The sequence below is a fragment of the Porphyromonas levii DSM 23370 genome (assembly GCF_000379925.1).
Taxonomy (GTDB): domain Bacteria; phylum Bacteroidota; class Bacteroidia; order Bacteroidales; family Porphyromonadaceae; genus Porphyromonas_A; species Porphyromonas_A levii.
The window spans coordinates 1-12,983 of record NZ_KB904281.1 but is presented as its reverse complement, the minus strand read 5'-3'; the positions used below and the strand labels follow the sequence as shown (position 1 = coordinate 12,983).

Here is a 12,983-nt window from a genome sequence, read left to right as displayed (position 1 = left end):
TAGATTAAACATAAATCGTAGTCATCTAATAACTGAACAACTTCCAACCGCAAAGATGACTACAATAATAAACCGACACAATACGCCCGTTTTGGGAGAGTTACGTAGAGGTGGGTGAGGTCTTTCCGGCTACCGCCATTGTGGGCAGCGCTACTAACCACATCGCGTAGCCCAGCCAAGTGTACGATAATTGCCTGGTGGGTAATGGAGATGGTATCTCCTGTGGCCGACCTCATAAGATGTAGGGGATGAGGATAGCTAACCCTATAATAGCCGATCCTATGGCCGCTATCAAGACAGCTCCAGCAGCGAGGTCTTTAGCATTGCGAATGAGAGGGGCGTAGTTGGTAGTGACTTGGTCGGCAAGAGCTTCGAGTGCACTATTGATGGCTTCGAGTGAGAGCACAAGTAGAATACAGATGACGAGCACGCACCACTCCATGCGAGAGACTCCGAAGTAGAGCCCTGCCCCTATAACGGCGATGGTGGCAATGAGGTGGATACGGGCGTTCGGAGTATGCAAAAAGAGTTCCCGCACGCCTCTAAAGGCGCAGCGGAAACTCTTCCTTAGTCGTTTAAGCCCACCCTGCTCCCTAAAAGGGGAACCATGAGTCTTGTCGGAGCCATCCTTAGGAGGTTGGGGGGCTGATTTGGGATTCATTAGAGCCACTCCTGCATAAATGCGTCCATCTCTTCCCTCTTTTCCTCAAGGCGGAGGAGAAATTCATACTGAGCAATACTGCGAATCAGATTATGCTTTGGCATGTGGGTCTTGTAGTAGGTATCACCATTGAGATAGTCGGTGAGGAAACGGACGGTCTGCATATAAGTGAGTAGACGCCCACCATAGGGGAGGAGTGATATCTCTAGTGGGGTAAGGAACTTCTGCGCCTCCTCCATATACCCACGGGTATATGCTTGGAAAATCTCCATATTGACCTGTATGTTCTGGAGGTCTTGGTCGTCCTCCGCACCAGTATTGACGGCTGTGCGGATAAAGTCACCAATATCGGAGAGCACAAATCCAGGCATCACGGTGTCGAGGTCTATCACGCATAGAACTTTGTCGGTCTGCTCGTCGAATAGGATGTTATTGACTTTGGTATCACAGTGATTGGTACGCTTCTGGAGCTTTCCCTCGGCATAAAGGCGATCTTGGATGGTCATCTGCTCGGCACGCTTTAGGAGTTGATTTACTAGCTCTTGGACTTCCGAAAGTCTGCCAGCCTTATTCTCAGCTACTGCATCACGTAACTGCTGGAGGCGGAACGTCATGTTGTGAAAGTCGGGGATGGTCTCGCCGAGTTTGCCTTCTGGGATGTCGGAAAGCATGGTATGGAAGTCGCCAAACGCCTTTCCCGCTTCGTAGGCTAGCTGTGGTGTGACCGCGTCGTAGCTCTTACTGCCCTCGATGAAAAGGCAAAGTCGCCAAACAGAACCGTCTTGGCGAACGTAGGTATGACTATCTGTGGTCTTGAAGAAGGTGAGGACATGGCGGTCGATATCGCTTTGCCCTTTCTGCTCTAGCTTGCGACGGATATGGGCAGTCACCTCAAAGATGTTGGACTGTAGGGTGTCTACATCTTGGAAGATGCTGTCATTGACTCTCTGAAGAACGTACTTAAGCTGTGGTCCTTGAGGGGTCTGGACGGTGACACCAAAGGTGTCATTGATGTGACCATTGCCAATAGGCTGGAGTTCGAGGACCTCCTCTGCGATTGGGAACTGGGAGAGTGCACTTAATTGGGTTTGATACTGCATAACTTTGTTGCTTTCTTACATTATGGATATGCTAATGGTTGTTAGCTATAGAACCTAAAGAAAAATGGTGCTGTAACCCATATAAGGATGTAAAACACAACCATAAATAGGGCAACTAATCGTCTATGCTCAGGGGTACGTAGGTAGCTCCTTGTGCTCTCTCGCTTGTCTATGTGCAAGAAGGTGACACGGGCTTGCTGGTAGAGCCAATAGCTTAGCCAACCACAAAGGAGCCCTAAGAGTAGTCCTGGGATGACGTCTGTCACAAAGTGCATGCCGAGATATATGCGTGAGTACGCGATGGTAGCGGCGGTGACAAAGGCGGCTATGGTGTATAGGCGATGACGAATCACGAGGGAGGAGAAGAGGGCGAAGGCAAAGAAGTTGGCACTATGCCCTGAGACAAAACCATACCCTCCGCCTCGGTGCCCAAGTACGGTCTGTACTAAATCCTTGGTGATGGGGTGGTGTGTGGGTCGGAGGCGCTGGAATATCTCTTTGATGATTCCGGAAGAGGTGCCGTCGGCTAGAAAGATGACCATGCCGATACCTAAGATAAATAGAAGCACCTCGCTCCGCTTCTGTCCTGCCGACATGAGGGTAAGGAAGAGTAGCGTGAAGATTATCCATGGCCAGCGATCAGAGATGATAAACATCACGCTATCCAAGTAGGTAGTATGTAAACCATTGAGGAAGAGAAATAAATCCTTCTCTATGCCAACGAGAGATTCTACCATATCTTAGTCCCTTAGTCGAAGTTATTGATTAGTTCATACGAGCCCATAGGAATCCACCCTATGGTGCCATCGGGGAGACGTACCTCGGTATATCCCGATAGGCTCTGTAGTGTCTCTACCTTGAGCCCTTCATGTACGACTGCGATATCCTTGGCAGAGGCATCGGGCGAGCTCTTGATGGTAATGATACTGCTCAGCAGGATAGCTTCCTTTGCCTCATGGGCGAAATGGTAGGAGCGATAGGCAATGATATTGACGAGCAAGGTGAGTAGGAGCGCTGTGATACCACCATAGAATCCTACTCTACGTGCCGTGGTGCTTCGTCCTCTGAAATATAGGAAGATACCTATGGCTACCAGGAGGATAAAGAGGGCACTCAGAAGGTTCCATGTGGTCAGACTAAACCAATGTGATACGGCATCGAACCATCGGCTGATGAATAGCTTGGGGGTCTCCTCCATCTTGTCGGTAATCTGGGAAGAGACAAACTGGAGATTGAAACGAGTGTCTCGGTCGGAAGGATCTATGCGGTAGGCCCTATTGAAGTTGAGCACAGCGAGCCCCATATCTCCATTCTTATAGTATGCCGAAGCGAGATTATAATACCCCTCGGCAGTAACACCCTCTTGTGAGAGTGCTTGGGTAAATAGCTCGATTGCCTTGGAGTAGTTGGTCTCCTGATAGGCAGCAATCCCTTCGTCCATGGTAGAGGCGAAAGAGGTTGGTACTGCCAAGAGCACTAATAGAGTATATAATAGTAGTCGTCGCATAGTCGTCGCTTATCTCTTTAGTTTGGTCTTCTGTATCCCCTCAATAACCTCTGTAGCTCGGTCGTATAGCTCTACGCGATCTTCGCTCTCGCTAGGCGTATAGCGCGCTATCTCAAGTGCGGAGAGGGTGTTTATTGCCTCCTCTGTAAGTTCACTACTGACACCGAGACGGGTCATCGTTGTTCGGATATTGTCTTTGGAAAGCTCCGAGAGAGGGATATGGAACTTAGCGCTCAGGTAGTCGCTAAGACCCTTAAGGAGTGCCTCGTAGTATGCCGAGGCTTCGCCCTTACTTCTCATCTTGCTTGCTATCTTGAGGTATTTCTGCGCTGTTTTACCTGCCTTTCGGCTACGATTTGAAGCGGTGTCCGCATTGTCTGCTTCTAGCTTTCTATCTACTGCAATAGCACCAATAAGTAGCACTATCACGAGGAGGTAGAACCACCATGCATTGTGCCACTGTGCTCTGTTTAGAGGCGTGGTGGTATTGCCGCTCTTGAGGTAACGGATATCCCTATCTATGTACTTTACATCCTCTCTATTGGCGCCTCCAGTGGTGGTTGTCGCTTCGGAATTATCCCCCTTGTCTATGTGGAGCTTTACTTCGGGTATTGTAATGGTCTGGTAGGAGCCCTTAGCTGGGTCAAAGTAGCTAAAAGGGATTGCAGGTATCACGAAGTCCCCTACATGGCGTGGTACAGCGAAATACTCCATACTCTTGCTGCCACGGGTTTGCCCTCCGCTCACCTCTGTATCGTCAGTCTCCTTGGGGTCGTAGGTCTCAAAGCCTTCGGGCAACTTGGGCTCAGGAATTTGTGCGAGCTTGATATTGCCATACCCCTCTAGGAGGAGCTTCATTGTGAAGCTCTCATTGGTCTTGAGTACTTTAGTGGGGATCTCAGAGGAGAGGGTAAACTGCCCTACAGCGCCATTGAAACCTTCGGGCTTGGGGCTAGGGAGTGCCTGTACATCTATTGTAATTGGCTTGGTACGTAGTTGCTTGGAAACTTGTTGGAAGTTATCGAAGAAGGCGTCGAAGATACTCCTTTGGGGATTGGAGATAGGCATATTTACCAACATCTCGAACTCGGCAGGCTTAATAGTTAGTTTGCCTGCTCTCTGTGGGTAGAGAACTACAGAGTGGAAGGTGGCAGTGTAATATAGCTTCCCATTGACTTGTTCGGCTTGGAACTGAGCGTTGCTCCCATCGTTTTGGACATACTGCACGAAGCCTTCGTAGTCGGGAAAGGTGATGTTGGTAAACTGTGGGTTCTCGAGCCTCGAATAGAGCTTGTAATTGATGGTTATCGCCTCCTGCTCGTATACCCTCTGCTTGCTCGGAGTCGCTACTATATATAAATCCTGGCTAGAGATGCTTCCGCTCTCTGTCGGCATATCCTCGGCGACTGCTTCTGCACCAAAGACCTTGATACGCCTTGAAGCGCTTCTATAGGTGGAGCCATCTACCACTACAGATGCCTCGGGTATAACGTAGTTGCCCTCCTTCTCTGCTAAGAAGGTGTAGGTAAATATCGTGGATCTGCTTGATGAACGCTTGCCATTGACAATCCTCATACTAGTGGTTGAGCTAATTGCCGGACCATATAAGAGCTGTAGCCCTTGTGGCGTAGCGAGCTTGGCATCTTTTGCCGAGGCATTGACCATTAGCTCTACCTTGAAAGGCTTGCCCGCTATGATGTGACTGGGTACTTCTACCTCAAAAATTACCTTATCTTGTCCCCACGCCAGAGTACCGACTAGGAGGAAGAGGGTTGCTAGGATATATCGTTGTGCTCTACTCATCATTACCAATTCTTAGGTCTCGACTTTCTCCCCTGTTGCTGTTGTTGCTTCATCTGCTCTACCTTGCGCTGTGTATCCTTTTCGTCCTGGATATACGCATTAAGTATCTTCTCAGCATTGTCTTGGCTCATGCGCTGACTTTGCGTTTGCTGCTGTTGTTCCTTATTCTGCTGATCGTTTTGCTCCTGAGGCTGTTGTTGCTGTTGCTGATCTTGCTGTTGGTCGTCCTGCTGTTTCTGCTGGTCATCTTGCTGTTGCTGATTATCGTCACCGCCACCGCCTTGCTGCTGTTGTTGCTCTAGTAGTTTCTGAGCCAGTGCTAAGTTGTAGCGCGTCTCTTCGTCGGTAGGACGCCTACGGAGCGACTCCTTATACATTTCGATTGCACTCTGGTAGTCCTTAGCCTTCATCGCTAGGTTGCCAGCATTATGAGCGAGATCGGCTGCCCGTTCCTTGGGCATTAGCTTAATCTCCTTCATCAGTTCCTGATAAATCTTCCCCGCTTCTTCGCCTCGCTCTGTCCGATAGAGGGTGTTAGCGAGGTTGTAATTCGTCTCAGGATCATTGGGATTGAGCTCGAGTGCCTTACGGTATTCGATTTCTGCCTCTCTATATCTCTCCTTGGCGAATTGCTTATTGCCCTTACGCACTTGGCTTCTCACCTCCTTCTGTGCATAGCCCGCGAGAGAGAGAGCCGACAACATAAATATGATTAGTAGTAACCGTCTCATTACTTCTTATTCTTTTGCTCAAAAAGCTGAATCCTCTTGAAGTATCTATTCTTCCTATCCAACAGTACAAAGTATACCGCTAGTAGCAATAGTGCCAAGGTCAATGGGATATAATAAACCTCGTTATAGGCTGAGTATATCGTCATTTCTAGCTCGGACTGATCTAGCTTCTCTATGCTCTCCTGCAAGAGCTTCACGGTCTGGGATACGTCATTAGCCCGTACGTAGATACCCCCCGATGCTGTTGCAATCTCCATGCCGAGCTGTTCATTGAGCTTGGTAATCACCATCCCTTCGTTGCTTTGGAGATAGCCCCCCTCGGGCATAGGGATTGGTCCTCCCTCAGGAGAACCGACGCCAACAATATCTACCAGTACACCATACTTGCGGGCGTCTTCTACTGCCGATATTACATTCCCCTCATGATCCTCCGCATCGGTAATCACTATAATCGCCTTCGACACTTGGTCGTCGCTAGAGAAACTACGAACAGCCAGATTAATAGCGTCCTCTAGTGCTGTACCTTGAATCTGTATCAGATCGGGTGCCGCATTGTTGAGGAACATCTTGGCAGAAATCATATCACCCGTAATAGGGAGCTGTACATAGGCATCTCCGGCGAAGAAGATGAGTCCTATCTTATTATTCCCCAGCTTATCAATCATCTTGGAGACGATAGCCTTTGCCCGCGCCAGGCGACTAGGCTTCACATCGTTGGAGAGCATAGAGTTGGAGATATCCATAGCAACCATCAGTTCTATCCCCTGTCGCTCCACCTTCTCACTCTTAGAACCCATCTGCGGACGAGCTAGCGTCATTACCAACATCGCAATAGCAAGCAATAGTACTATCTCCTTGGCAAGCTTTCTGCGTAGCGACAAATCGGGCATTAGTAGGCGAACCAGCTCGGTGTCCCCAAAGCGCTTTAGCTCCTTTCTCTGGCGAGCCATCCTCCAGAAGAGGTAGATAGCCACCATTCCCAAAGGAATGAGCAGGAACAATATATATGGATGTAAAAATCTCATTATGGCATCCTCCTAAATAGTGTACTCCTAAGTAGTAGGGCAGCGAATAGCGCTGCCAACGCGCCCCATACGAAAGGAGGAAAGTGTTCTTCCTTTTGTGTGAAGCTCTCTATCTTGAGCTTGGTCTTCTCTAGTTGGTTAATCTCGGCATAGATAGCCCTCAGACTATTATTGTCTGTAGCACGGAAATATTGTCCGCCTGTTGTCGTAGCAATTTGCTGAAGGCTCGCTTCATCTATCTCTACCTGCATAGGCATGTACTCAATACCAAGGATAGTCTGAATAGGGTAGAGTGCTTCTCCCATTGTCCCCACACCGATCGTGTAGACCCTAATACCAAAGCTCTCTGCTATCTCGGCTGCGGTCACCGGAGCAATAGTTCCCGAGTTATTGGTGCCGTCGGTCAGGAGTATCACCACCTTACTTCCCTCTTTGATGTCTTTCAGCCTACTTACTGCTGTTGCGAGTCCACTACCTATGGCGGTACCGTCATTGACCAATCCCATCTCCACAGTATTCAGCATATTGAGGAGTACAGCGTGGTCTGTAGTAAGTGGGCACTGGGTATAGCTTTCGCCAGCAAATACTACAAGCCCCATATTGTCATTAGGGCGTGAATTGATAAACTCACCAGCGACAAGCTTCGCTGCCTCGAAACGGTTGGGCTCTAAGTCGCGAGCCAACATACTACCGGATATATCGAGCGCCAATACAATGTTGATACCCTCAGTGCTCTGGGTAGAGTATGAGTCGCTACTCTGTGGTCGTGCCAGTGCTACAATGCCTAGAGCATAACCTACAATTGCCAAAGCAAAGGGAAGCCAACTAAGGCGGGTACGCCACGATACTTTACGTCCCTTGAAAGCACCAATAGAGCTAAGAGTGAAAGTGGCAGGACTCTTCTCCCGCGAGATATACAGCCAAACGAATAGCGGAATCAGGAGGAGTAGCCAAAAGTATATCGGATTAGCCCACGTCATACCTCTTCACCTCCCTCCTTCTTCGGTTCTTCTTTCGCAGGTTTATGTTCCTCGATAAAGGCAACAGATGCCGATAGGAGGCTGATGTTATCGTCCGAATCCGGCTGGTACTTAGCGAACTTAGCTAGATCGGCAGTCTGGAGTATCTTGCTTAGCTCAGGATACATACGATCCTTACCTATCTTGGTTCGGAAGGTCTCTAGTATCTCACTCGAAGTCTTATCCATAGTGTCTATCGAATAGACACGCCACAAGTAGCGACGAAGGATATCGGTCATCTGGGTATAATACTCCTTAGTCTGATTATGCTCCCACAGCTCCTGCTGCTTCAGGGCTTCGATACTCTGTATCGCCTCTTGGTATGGATCCTGAGAGGCACTACTACAGACCCCACCTCTTGAGTATTCTTACGATCTCTCAAGTACTTCCTTAGATAATACGCCGCTACTAGTGCCGCTATAATACCAAGTAGGATATAGAGGTAGAGAATATGGTCTTGCCATACAAACTTTGGCTTCCACTGCCCCTTGATATCCATAGGTTCGGGAGAAGTACTGAGGTCTATCGGTACAGTGTTGACTATCAAGTTAAGTTCGTCGGTAGCTGTGTAGACCGAATCCCCCACCAGTGCATTGATGTTCCTCAGCGTATAAGTGGCCGAGTCGAAGCTAGTAATGGTTACATTGTAAATCATCTCATGGAGTCGGTTATTGACAATCACAGAGTCTGCCAATACACTCTCTATAATCTCCACACCAGCCACGAGGGTGTCCTCTGGCAGAACTAGGCGCATTGCTTGGTCGCTAGGGTATACAACTCTTACATTCAGTTGCACCTGCTCTCCTATTAGTATGGTGGAGCGTTCTAGCTTGGGGATTACCCTCACCTCCTGAGCATGTAGCCCAAGAGGTGCAGCTAGTGCCAGCATTGCCACCACACCTATTATAATATGATATCTAATACTCCTCACCTGCTACTCTTATTAAATAATCTTTGCAGCGCTGGTACATAGTCCTCATTCGTAGGGCTACTCACAAAGTTGATGTCGTACTTCGTGAGCGCCTCGCTCATCTTGCGTGTCAGCGCTTGCCAATACTCACGGTACATAGTGCGTATGCGCTTAGATGAACTGTCTATCATCGTCACCTCTCCGCTCTCTGCATCCTGCACCCTCAGTAGTCCCACATTGGGGAGCTCTGTCTCTTTGGGGTCGTAGACTTGCATAGCCATAACTTGGTGTTTCCTGCTCACCACATTGAGTGTCTGTTCATAGGCACTCTGGTCTATGAAGTCGGAGAGGATAAAGAGTGTGCACTGCTTTTTCTGTACATTATTAGCATAGATAAGCACTTGGGATAGGTTGGTACCCTTGCCTTTCGGTTCTAGACGAAGAATCTCGGTGAGGATATGTAGTACATGTTTCCTTCCTTTTCCCGGTGGGATAAACTTCTCCACTCTGTCGGAAAAGAAGATAACCCCCACCTTGTCGTTGTTGGTAATCGTGCTGAACGCAAGCGTCCCTGCCACTTCGGCAATTAGCTGGCGCTTCGTTCGCTCGGCGGTGCCAAATAGACCACTCTCCGATACATCCACAAGGAGTAGCATCGTAAGTTCACGTTCCTCTTCGTACACCTTCACAAAAGGCTTGGCATATCGAGCCGTCACATTCCAGTCGATATCCCGCACATCATCCCCCATTTGATACTCTCGTACTTCGCTAAAGGACATTCCCCTGCCCTTGAAAGCAGAGCGATACTCTCCCGAGAAAATATTCTGGGAGAGTCTCCTCGACTTTATCTCTATACGGCGTATCTTCTGTAAGAGGTCTTGTGTCTCCATCACCGACTTTATGGCACCTGTACCTTATTCAATATCTCGCTAATAATCTCCTCGGGGATTAGGTTATTTGCCTCTGCCTCGTAGCTAAGGGCTATCCTGTGTCGGAGTACATCATGGCATACCGCACGTACATCCTCGGGGATTACAAACCCACGGTGCTTGATAAAGGCATAGGCTCTTGCTGCTAGTGCTATATTGATGGACGCACGTGGAGAAGCGCCATTGCTAATCATGCCACGGAGGTTGGGTAGTCCGGCTTCAGCAGGGAAGCGAGTGGCAAATACAATGTCCACGATATACTTGTGTATCTTCTCGTCGATATACACTTGGTGAACGATATCGCGCGCCTTGAGTATTTGATCGGTATTAACCACCGGCATTACGCTAGGCTTCTGCTTACGTATCTGAGCCTCTACAATCTGCTGCTCCTCCGCCTTGGTTGGATAGCCCACTACGACCTTCAGCATAAAACGGTCGCTCTGAGCCTCAGGTAGCTGGTAGGTTCCCTCTTGGTCGATTGGGTTCTGTGTTGCCATCACTAGGAATGGGCTTGGGAGCTTGAAGGTCTGCTCTGCAATAGTTACTTGGCGCTCCTGCATAGCCTCGAGTAGTGCACTCTGTACCTTGGCTGGTGCGCGGTTTATCTCATCTGCCAATACGAGATTGGCAAATATCGGTCCATGCTTTACGCTAAAGCTCTCGTTCTTCTGGCTGTATATCTGAGTACCGATAACATCGGCAGGAAGAAGGTCGGGCGTAAACTGGATGCGGCTAAACTTTGCATCCATAAGATCCGAAAGGGTCTTAATGGCTAGGGTCTTTGCTAGTCCAGGTACACCCTCGAGTAGGATATGACCATCGGCGAGGAGCCCTATGAGGAGGCTCTCCCTTAGGTGCTTTTGTCCTACTATCACCTTGTTCATACCACTCTCTAGGAGGTCGAGGAACCCGCTCTCCCGCTCAATAAGTTCCGTGAGTGCCCTCACATCTACTCTGCTCTCGTCCATCTATATTATAATTTATATTCTTACAAATTCGGTGTTTCTTACTCAACTAATCCACCTAATGCTCGCAAATATAGCTATTTATCTCTAAGATATTTCCATTTGTCATAATAAAGAATGCTAAAAGCTGGAGACCCGATTCCATAGTCGGGAGTGCACCATATCGCTTGTAAGTGCACGGTCATCTAGTAAAGTAGATGCCCCGCGTGTACAAGGCTATCGGATGCCGATAAGTTTGTGGGTCTGTAGAGAGAGGCGCCAGCGAGGGTCACGACGGATAAGGGCTTCGCAGTGGCTTACATTGGCAGGGATAATGGTGTCGCCATCAAAGATAGGGGAGAGGAAATAGTGCTCTGCTTGGGGCAACTCCTCTATTACTGGTAAGGCATCCCCATCAGCTATAGCGATGCGCACTTCGCCTACCTGCCTATCTCGGTATTGCTCCAGAACCTGTGGACGTGTGTTGCCTTTAGGTGAAAGGGTAATATAGTCTAGTCCCAAGGGTGCAGCCTTTAGGCCATTGCTCTCGAGGGCTTGCCAGTAGCCGGATGCTTTGAATAGCTGCACAATCTCTTGGGTCAGTTGGAGGGTAGGTTCGCCTCCTGTCCATATGATACTTTTGCAGTGAGGGAAGTCCGTTTGGATTCTAGCCAATAACTCTGATGGTGTGAGCTCAAGAGTCATCATGTTGTAGGCTGTGTCGCAGAACGAACAGCTGAGGTTGCAGCCCGTTAGTCGGACAAAGACCACTAGGCGCCCCGTATTGGCACCTTCGCCTTGTAGGCTCTCGAAAAGTTCTACTAGCTTGAGTGTGCGCTCTTTCATTCTTCCAACTGTGCTGTAACAGAGCATTTGCGGGTCTCCTCTATCCGCACTTCGGTAAGTCTGCACTGGTAAGGCGCCAGCAGTGGAGGTGCTATTTGGGAGAGCATATACTCTGCAATATTTTCTGCCGTAGGATTGAAAGGCACCACCACTAGACTCTCGGGGCTTAGCTCCTTAAGTGTGGGAAGAAAGGGGTCTCGGTCGTAGATGAGGAACTTGTGATCCCAGTGCTCCTCGAGCCACTCACAGAGGGTGTCTTTGATGACACTGAAGTCTAGTACCCTGCCGAGCTCGTCCAATCCTGCCTCCGCTTCTATAGCGAAGTGAAAGCGGTAGTTATGCCCGTGGAGGTGCTTACACTTGCTCTCATGATTCACTACCCTATGTCCGCAGCAGATGTCGTGGTAGCGCTCCGCACGGATTCGTTTCTTTATCATAGCTCTTGGTACTTTACTGGGTCTGTGAGACCGTTCTCCTCAAATGCCTCTATGCGCTCACGGCAGGTGGCACAGACTCCACAGGGTAGTTCCTGTCCCTTGTAGCAGCTCCAGGTGTGTTCGTACGCTACACCAAGAGCGGTGCCTATGGCTACAATCTCCGCCTTAGACTTGCCTGTGTAGGGTGCTGAGACCTCTACATGATTGTAAGTCCCTTGGCGCATCGCTTCATTCATGCCATCTATGAAAGCCTTAGTGCAGTCGGGGTAGATGGCATGATCGCCAAAGTGGTTGGCGATAAAGACTTTGTTTAGCCCCCTGTCTTCTGCAAATGCTGCCGCAATCGCTAGCATCACGCCATTTCGGAAGGGAACCACGGTACTCTTCATGTTATCCTCTTTGTATTGCCCTGTGGGGATAGCTTCAGCTCCTTGTAAGAGCGAGCTCTGCATAGAGCGAACGAAATCTAGGTCTATTACCTGATGGGGGATACCAAGTTTCTGGCAGTGATAGACTGCGCAAGGAATCTCCTTATCTTGGTGGTTCGACCCATACTTAAAGGTGATGGCGAGAGCTATTTCCTCTCTCTTATCGTAGAGGAGCGTGATACTATCGACACCGCCCGAAACAACTATTATTCCTTTCTTATCCATAACCCTGCAAAGTTACAAAAAAGATAATGGCTGGCTATATACTTTACTTTCATAAACTAATCAGACAAACATCATATCGAGCAAAGGGAAGAATGGCACTTCGTGCAACGTCTTCTTGATATATTCGAATCAATAAAATATCAGCTCTAGAGTAACTCTCCCAAAACGGGCGTATTGTGTCGGTTTATTATTGTAGTCATCTTTGCGGTTGGAAGTTGTTCAGTTATTAGATGACTACGATTTATGTTTAATCTAAATGAAAGCAATTGCTTTTTTCTATTTATTAGTGGCGTTGACTTGAGGAAAGGGTTTGGAGGTTTGGGGGGGATCATTCTTAGAGATGGTCGCAATCCTTTAGAGGGGGATGTGTTTGTGTTTATCAATAGGTCGAGGACTACGATGAAATTGCTCCACTGGG

General features: G+C 48.7%; 16 protein-coding genes. 1 reads left to right on the top strand and 15 read right to left on the bottom strand.

Features of this window, described 5'->3' with window-relative positions; translation table 11 throughout:
- Positions 1-232: 232 nt before the first annotated feature.
- The 15 genes from A3GG_RS0108670 to queC form a co-directional block, all read right to left on the bottom strand.
- The gene (locus A3GG_RS0108670; protein ID WP_018358900.1) at positions 233-661 is read right to left on the bottom strand and encodes a diacylglycerol kinase family protein; all 429 of its coding nucleotides are present in this window, start codon (positions 659-661) and stop codon (positions 233-235) included.
- Positions 661-1,761 (bottom strand): phosphotransferase enzyme family protein, encoded by a 1,101-nt coding sequence (locus A3GG_RS0108665; RefSeq protein ID WP_018358899.1) that lies wholly within the window; start codon positions 1,759-1,761, stop codon positions 661-663. Before A3GG_RS0108665 ends, A3GG_RS0108670 begins: the two co-directional genes overlap by 1 nt.
- A gap of 41 nt (positions 1,762-1,802) precedes the next feature.
- Positions 1,803-2,498 carry a phosphatase PAP2 family protein gene (locus A3GG_RS0108660; protein ID WP_018358898.1) on the bottom strand — a complete coding sequence of 232 codons (696 nt, stop codon included), beginning with the start codon at positions 2,496-2,498 and terminating at the stop codon, positions 1,803-1,805.
- A gap of 11 nt (positions 2,499-2,509) precedes the next feature.
- Positions 2,510-3,268: a tetratricopeptide repeat protein gene (locus tag A3GG_RS0108655; protein WP_018358897.1), complete on the bottom strand. Its 759-nt coding sequence runs from the start codon at positions 3,266-3,268 to the stop codon at positions 2,510-2,512.
- Between the two features lie 9 nt (positions 3,269-3,277).
- Positions 3,278-5,074 (bottom strand): BatD family protein, encoded by a 1,797-nt coding sequence (locus A3GG_RS0108650; RefSeq protein WP_018358896.1) that lies wholly within the window; start codon positions 5,072-5,074, stop codon positions 3,278-3,280.
- The gene (locus A3GG_RS0108645) at positions 5,074-5,802 is read right to left on the bottom strand and encodes a tetratricopeptide repeat protein (RefSeq protein WP_026215733.1); all 729 of its coding nucleotides are present in this window, start codon (positions 5,800-5,802) and stop codon (positions 5,074-5,076) included. Before A3GG_RS0108645 ends, A3GG_RS0108650 begins: the two co-directional genes overlap by 1 nt.
- Positions 5,802-6,827 (bottom strand): vWA domain-containing protein, encoded by a 1,026-nt coding sequence (locus A3GG_RS0108640; protein ID WP_051074828.1) that lies wholly within the window; start codon positions 6,825-6,827, stop codon positions 5,802-5,804. The genes A3GG_RS0108645 and A3GG_RS0108640 overlap by 1 nt, the downstream gene beginning before the upstream one ends.
- Entirely contained in the window at positions 6,827-7,807 is a 981-nt protein-coding gene (locus A3GG_RS0108635; RefSeq protein ID WP_018358893.1) for a vWA domain-containing protein, read from the bottom strand. Before A3GG_RS0108635 ends, A3GG_RS0108640 begins: the two co-directional genes overlap by 1 nt.
- Positions 7,804-8,034: a hypothetical protein gene (locus A3GG_RS12200; RefSeq protein WP_156808719.1), complete on the bottom strand. Its 231-nt coding sequence runs from the start codon at positions 8,032-8,034 to the stop codon at positions 7,804-7,806. The genes A3GG_RS0108635 and A3GG_RS12200 overlap by 4 nt, the downstream gene beginning before the upstream one ends.
- Before the next feature lie 101 nt (positions 8,035-8,135).
- Entirely contained in the window at positions 8,136-8,777 is a 642-nt protein-coding gene (locus A3GG_RS0108625; RefSeq protein WP_156808718.1) for a hypothetical protein, read from the bottom strand.
- On the bottom strand, positions 8,774-9,646 hold the full coding sequence (locus A3GG_RS0108620) for a DUF58 domain-containing protein (RefSeq protein ID WP_018358891.1): 873 nt from the start codon (positions 9,644-9,646) through the stop codon (positions 8,774-8,776). The genes A3GG_RS0108625 and A3GG_RS0108620 overlap by 4 nt, the downstream gene beginning before the upstream one ends.
- Before the next feature lie 8 nt (positions 9,647-9,654).
- Complete coding sequence (locus A3GG_RS0108615; RefSeq protein WP_018358890.1) at positions 9,655-10,653, bottom strand: AAA family ATPase; 999 nt, start codon at positions 10,651-10,653, stop codon at positions 9,655-9,657.
- A 213-nt stretch (positions 10,654-10,866) separates the two neighbouring features.
- Positions 10,867-11,475: a 7-carboxy-7-deazaguanine synthase QueE gene (locus A3GG_RS0108610; protein WP_018358889.1), complete on the bottom strand. Its 609-nt coding sequence runs from the start codon at positions 11,473-11,475 to the stop codon at positions 10,867-10,869.
- A complete protein-coding gene (locus A3GG_RS0108605; RefSeq protein ID WP_018358888.1) occupies positions 11,472-11,912 on the bottom strand; it encodes a 6-pyruvoyl trahydropterin synthase family protein in 441 nt (146 codons plus the stop codon). Before A3GG_RS0108605 ends, A3GG_RS0108610 begins: the two co-directional genes overlap by 4 nt.
- Positions 11,909-12,565 carry a 7-cyano-7-deazaguanine synthase QueC gene (gene queC / locus A3GG_RS0108600; RefSeq protein ID WP_018358887.1) on the bottom strand — a complete coding sequence of 219 codons (657 nt, stop codon included), beginning with the start codon at positions 12,563-12,565 and terminating at the stop codon, positions 11,909-11,911. The genes A3GG_RS0108605 and queC overlap by 4 nt, the downstream gene beginning before the upstream one ends.
- A 243-nt stretch (positions 12,566-12,808) precedes the next feature.
- Between queC and tnpB the strand changes: the two genes are divergently transcribed.
- Positions 12,809-12,983, top strand: a 175-nt coding sequence (gene tnpB, locus A3GG_RS14035; RefSeq protein ID WP_018358886.1) for an IS66 family insertion sequence element accessory protein TnpB, incomplete at its 3' end; no start/stop codon positions are given.

Bases quoted from the DNA above. Each gene is read 5' to 3' on its own strand.
- A3GG_RS0108670 (WP_018358900.1), bottom strand. From the start codon at position 661: ATGAATCCCAAATCAGCCCCCCAACCTCCTAAGGATGGCTCCGACAAG.
- A3GG_RS0108665 (WP_018358899.1), bottom strand. From the start codon at position 1,761: ATGCAGTATCAAACCCAATTAAGTGCACTCTCCCAGTTCCCAATCGCA.
- A3GG_RS0108660 (WP_018358898.1), bottom strand. From the start codon at position 2,498: ATGGTAGAATCTCTCGTTGGCATAGAGAAGGATTTATTTCTCTTCCTC.
- A3GG_RS0108655 (WP_018358897.1), bottom strand. From the start codon at position 3,268: ATGCGACGACTACTATTATATACTCTATTAGTGCTCTTGGCAGTACCA.
- A3GG_RS0108650 (WP_018358896.1), bottom strand. From the start codon at position 5,074: ATGATGAGTAGAGCACAACGATATATCCTAGCAACCCTCTTCCTCCTA.
- A3GG_RS0108645 (WP_026215733.1), bottom strand. From the start codon at position 5,802: ATGAGACGGTTACTACTAATCATATTTATGTTGTCGGCTCTCTCTCTC.
- A3GG_RS0108640 (WP_051074828.1), bottom strand. From the start codon at position 6,827: ATGAGATTTTTACATCCATATATATTGTTCCTGCTCATTCCTTTGGGA.
- A3GG_RS0108635 (WP_018358893.1), bottom strand. From the start codon at position 7,807: ATGACGTGGGCTAATCCGATATACTTTTGGCTACTCCTCCTGATTCCG.
- A3GG_RS12200 (WP_156808719.1), bottom strand. From the start codon at position 8,034: ATGGATAAGACTTCGAGTGAGATACTAGAGACCTTCCGAACCAAGATA.
- A3GG_RS0108620 (WP_018358891.1), bottom strand. From the start codon at position 9,646: ATGGAGACACAAGACCTCTTACAGAAGATACGCCGTATAGAGATAAAG.
- A3GG_RS0108615 (WP_018358890.1), bottom strand. From the start codon at position 10,653: ATGGACGAGAGCAGAGTAGATGTGAGGGCACTCACGGAACTTATTGAG.
- A3GG_RS0108610 (WP_018358889.1), bottom strand. From the start codon at position 11,475: ATGAAAGAGCGCACACTCAAGCTAGTAGAACTTTTCGAGAGCCTACAA.
- A3GG_RS0108605 (WP_018358888.1), bottom strand. From the start codon at position 11,912: ATGATAAAGAAACGAATCCGTGCGGAGCGCTACCACGACATCTGCTGC.
- queC (WP_018358887.1), bottom strand. From the start codon at position 12,565: ATGGATAAGAAAGGAATAATAGTTGTTTCGGGCGGTGTCGATAGTATC.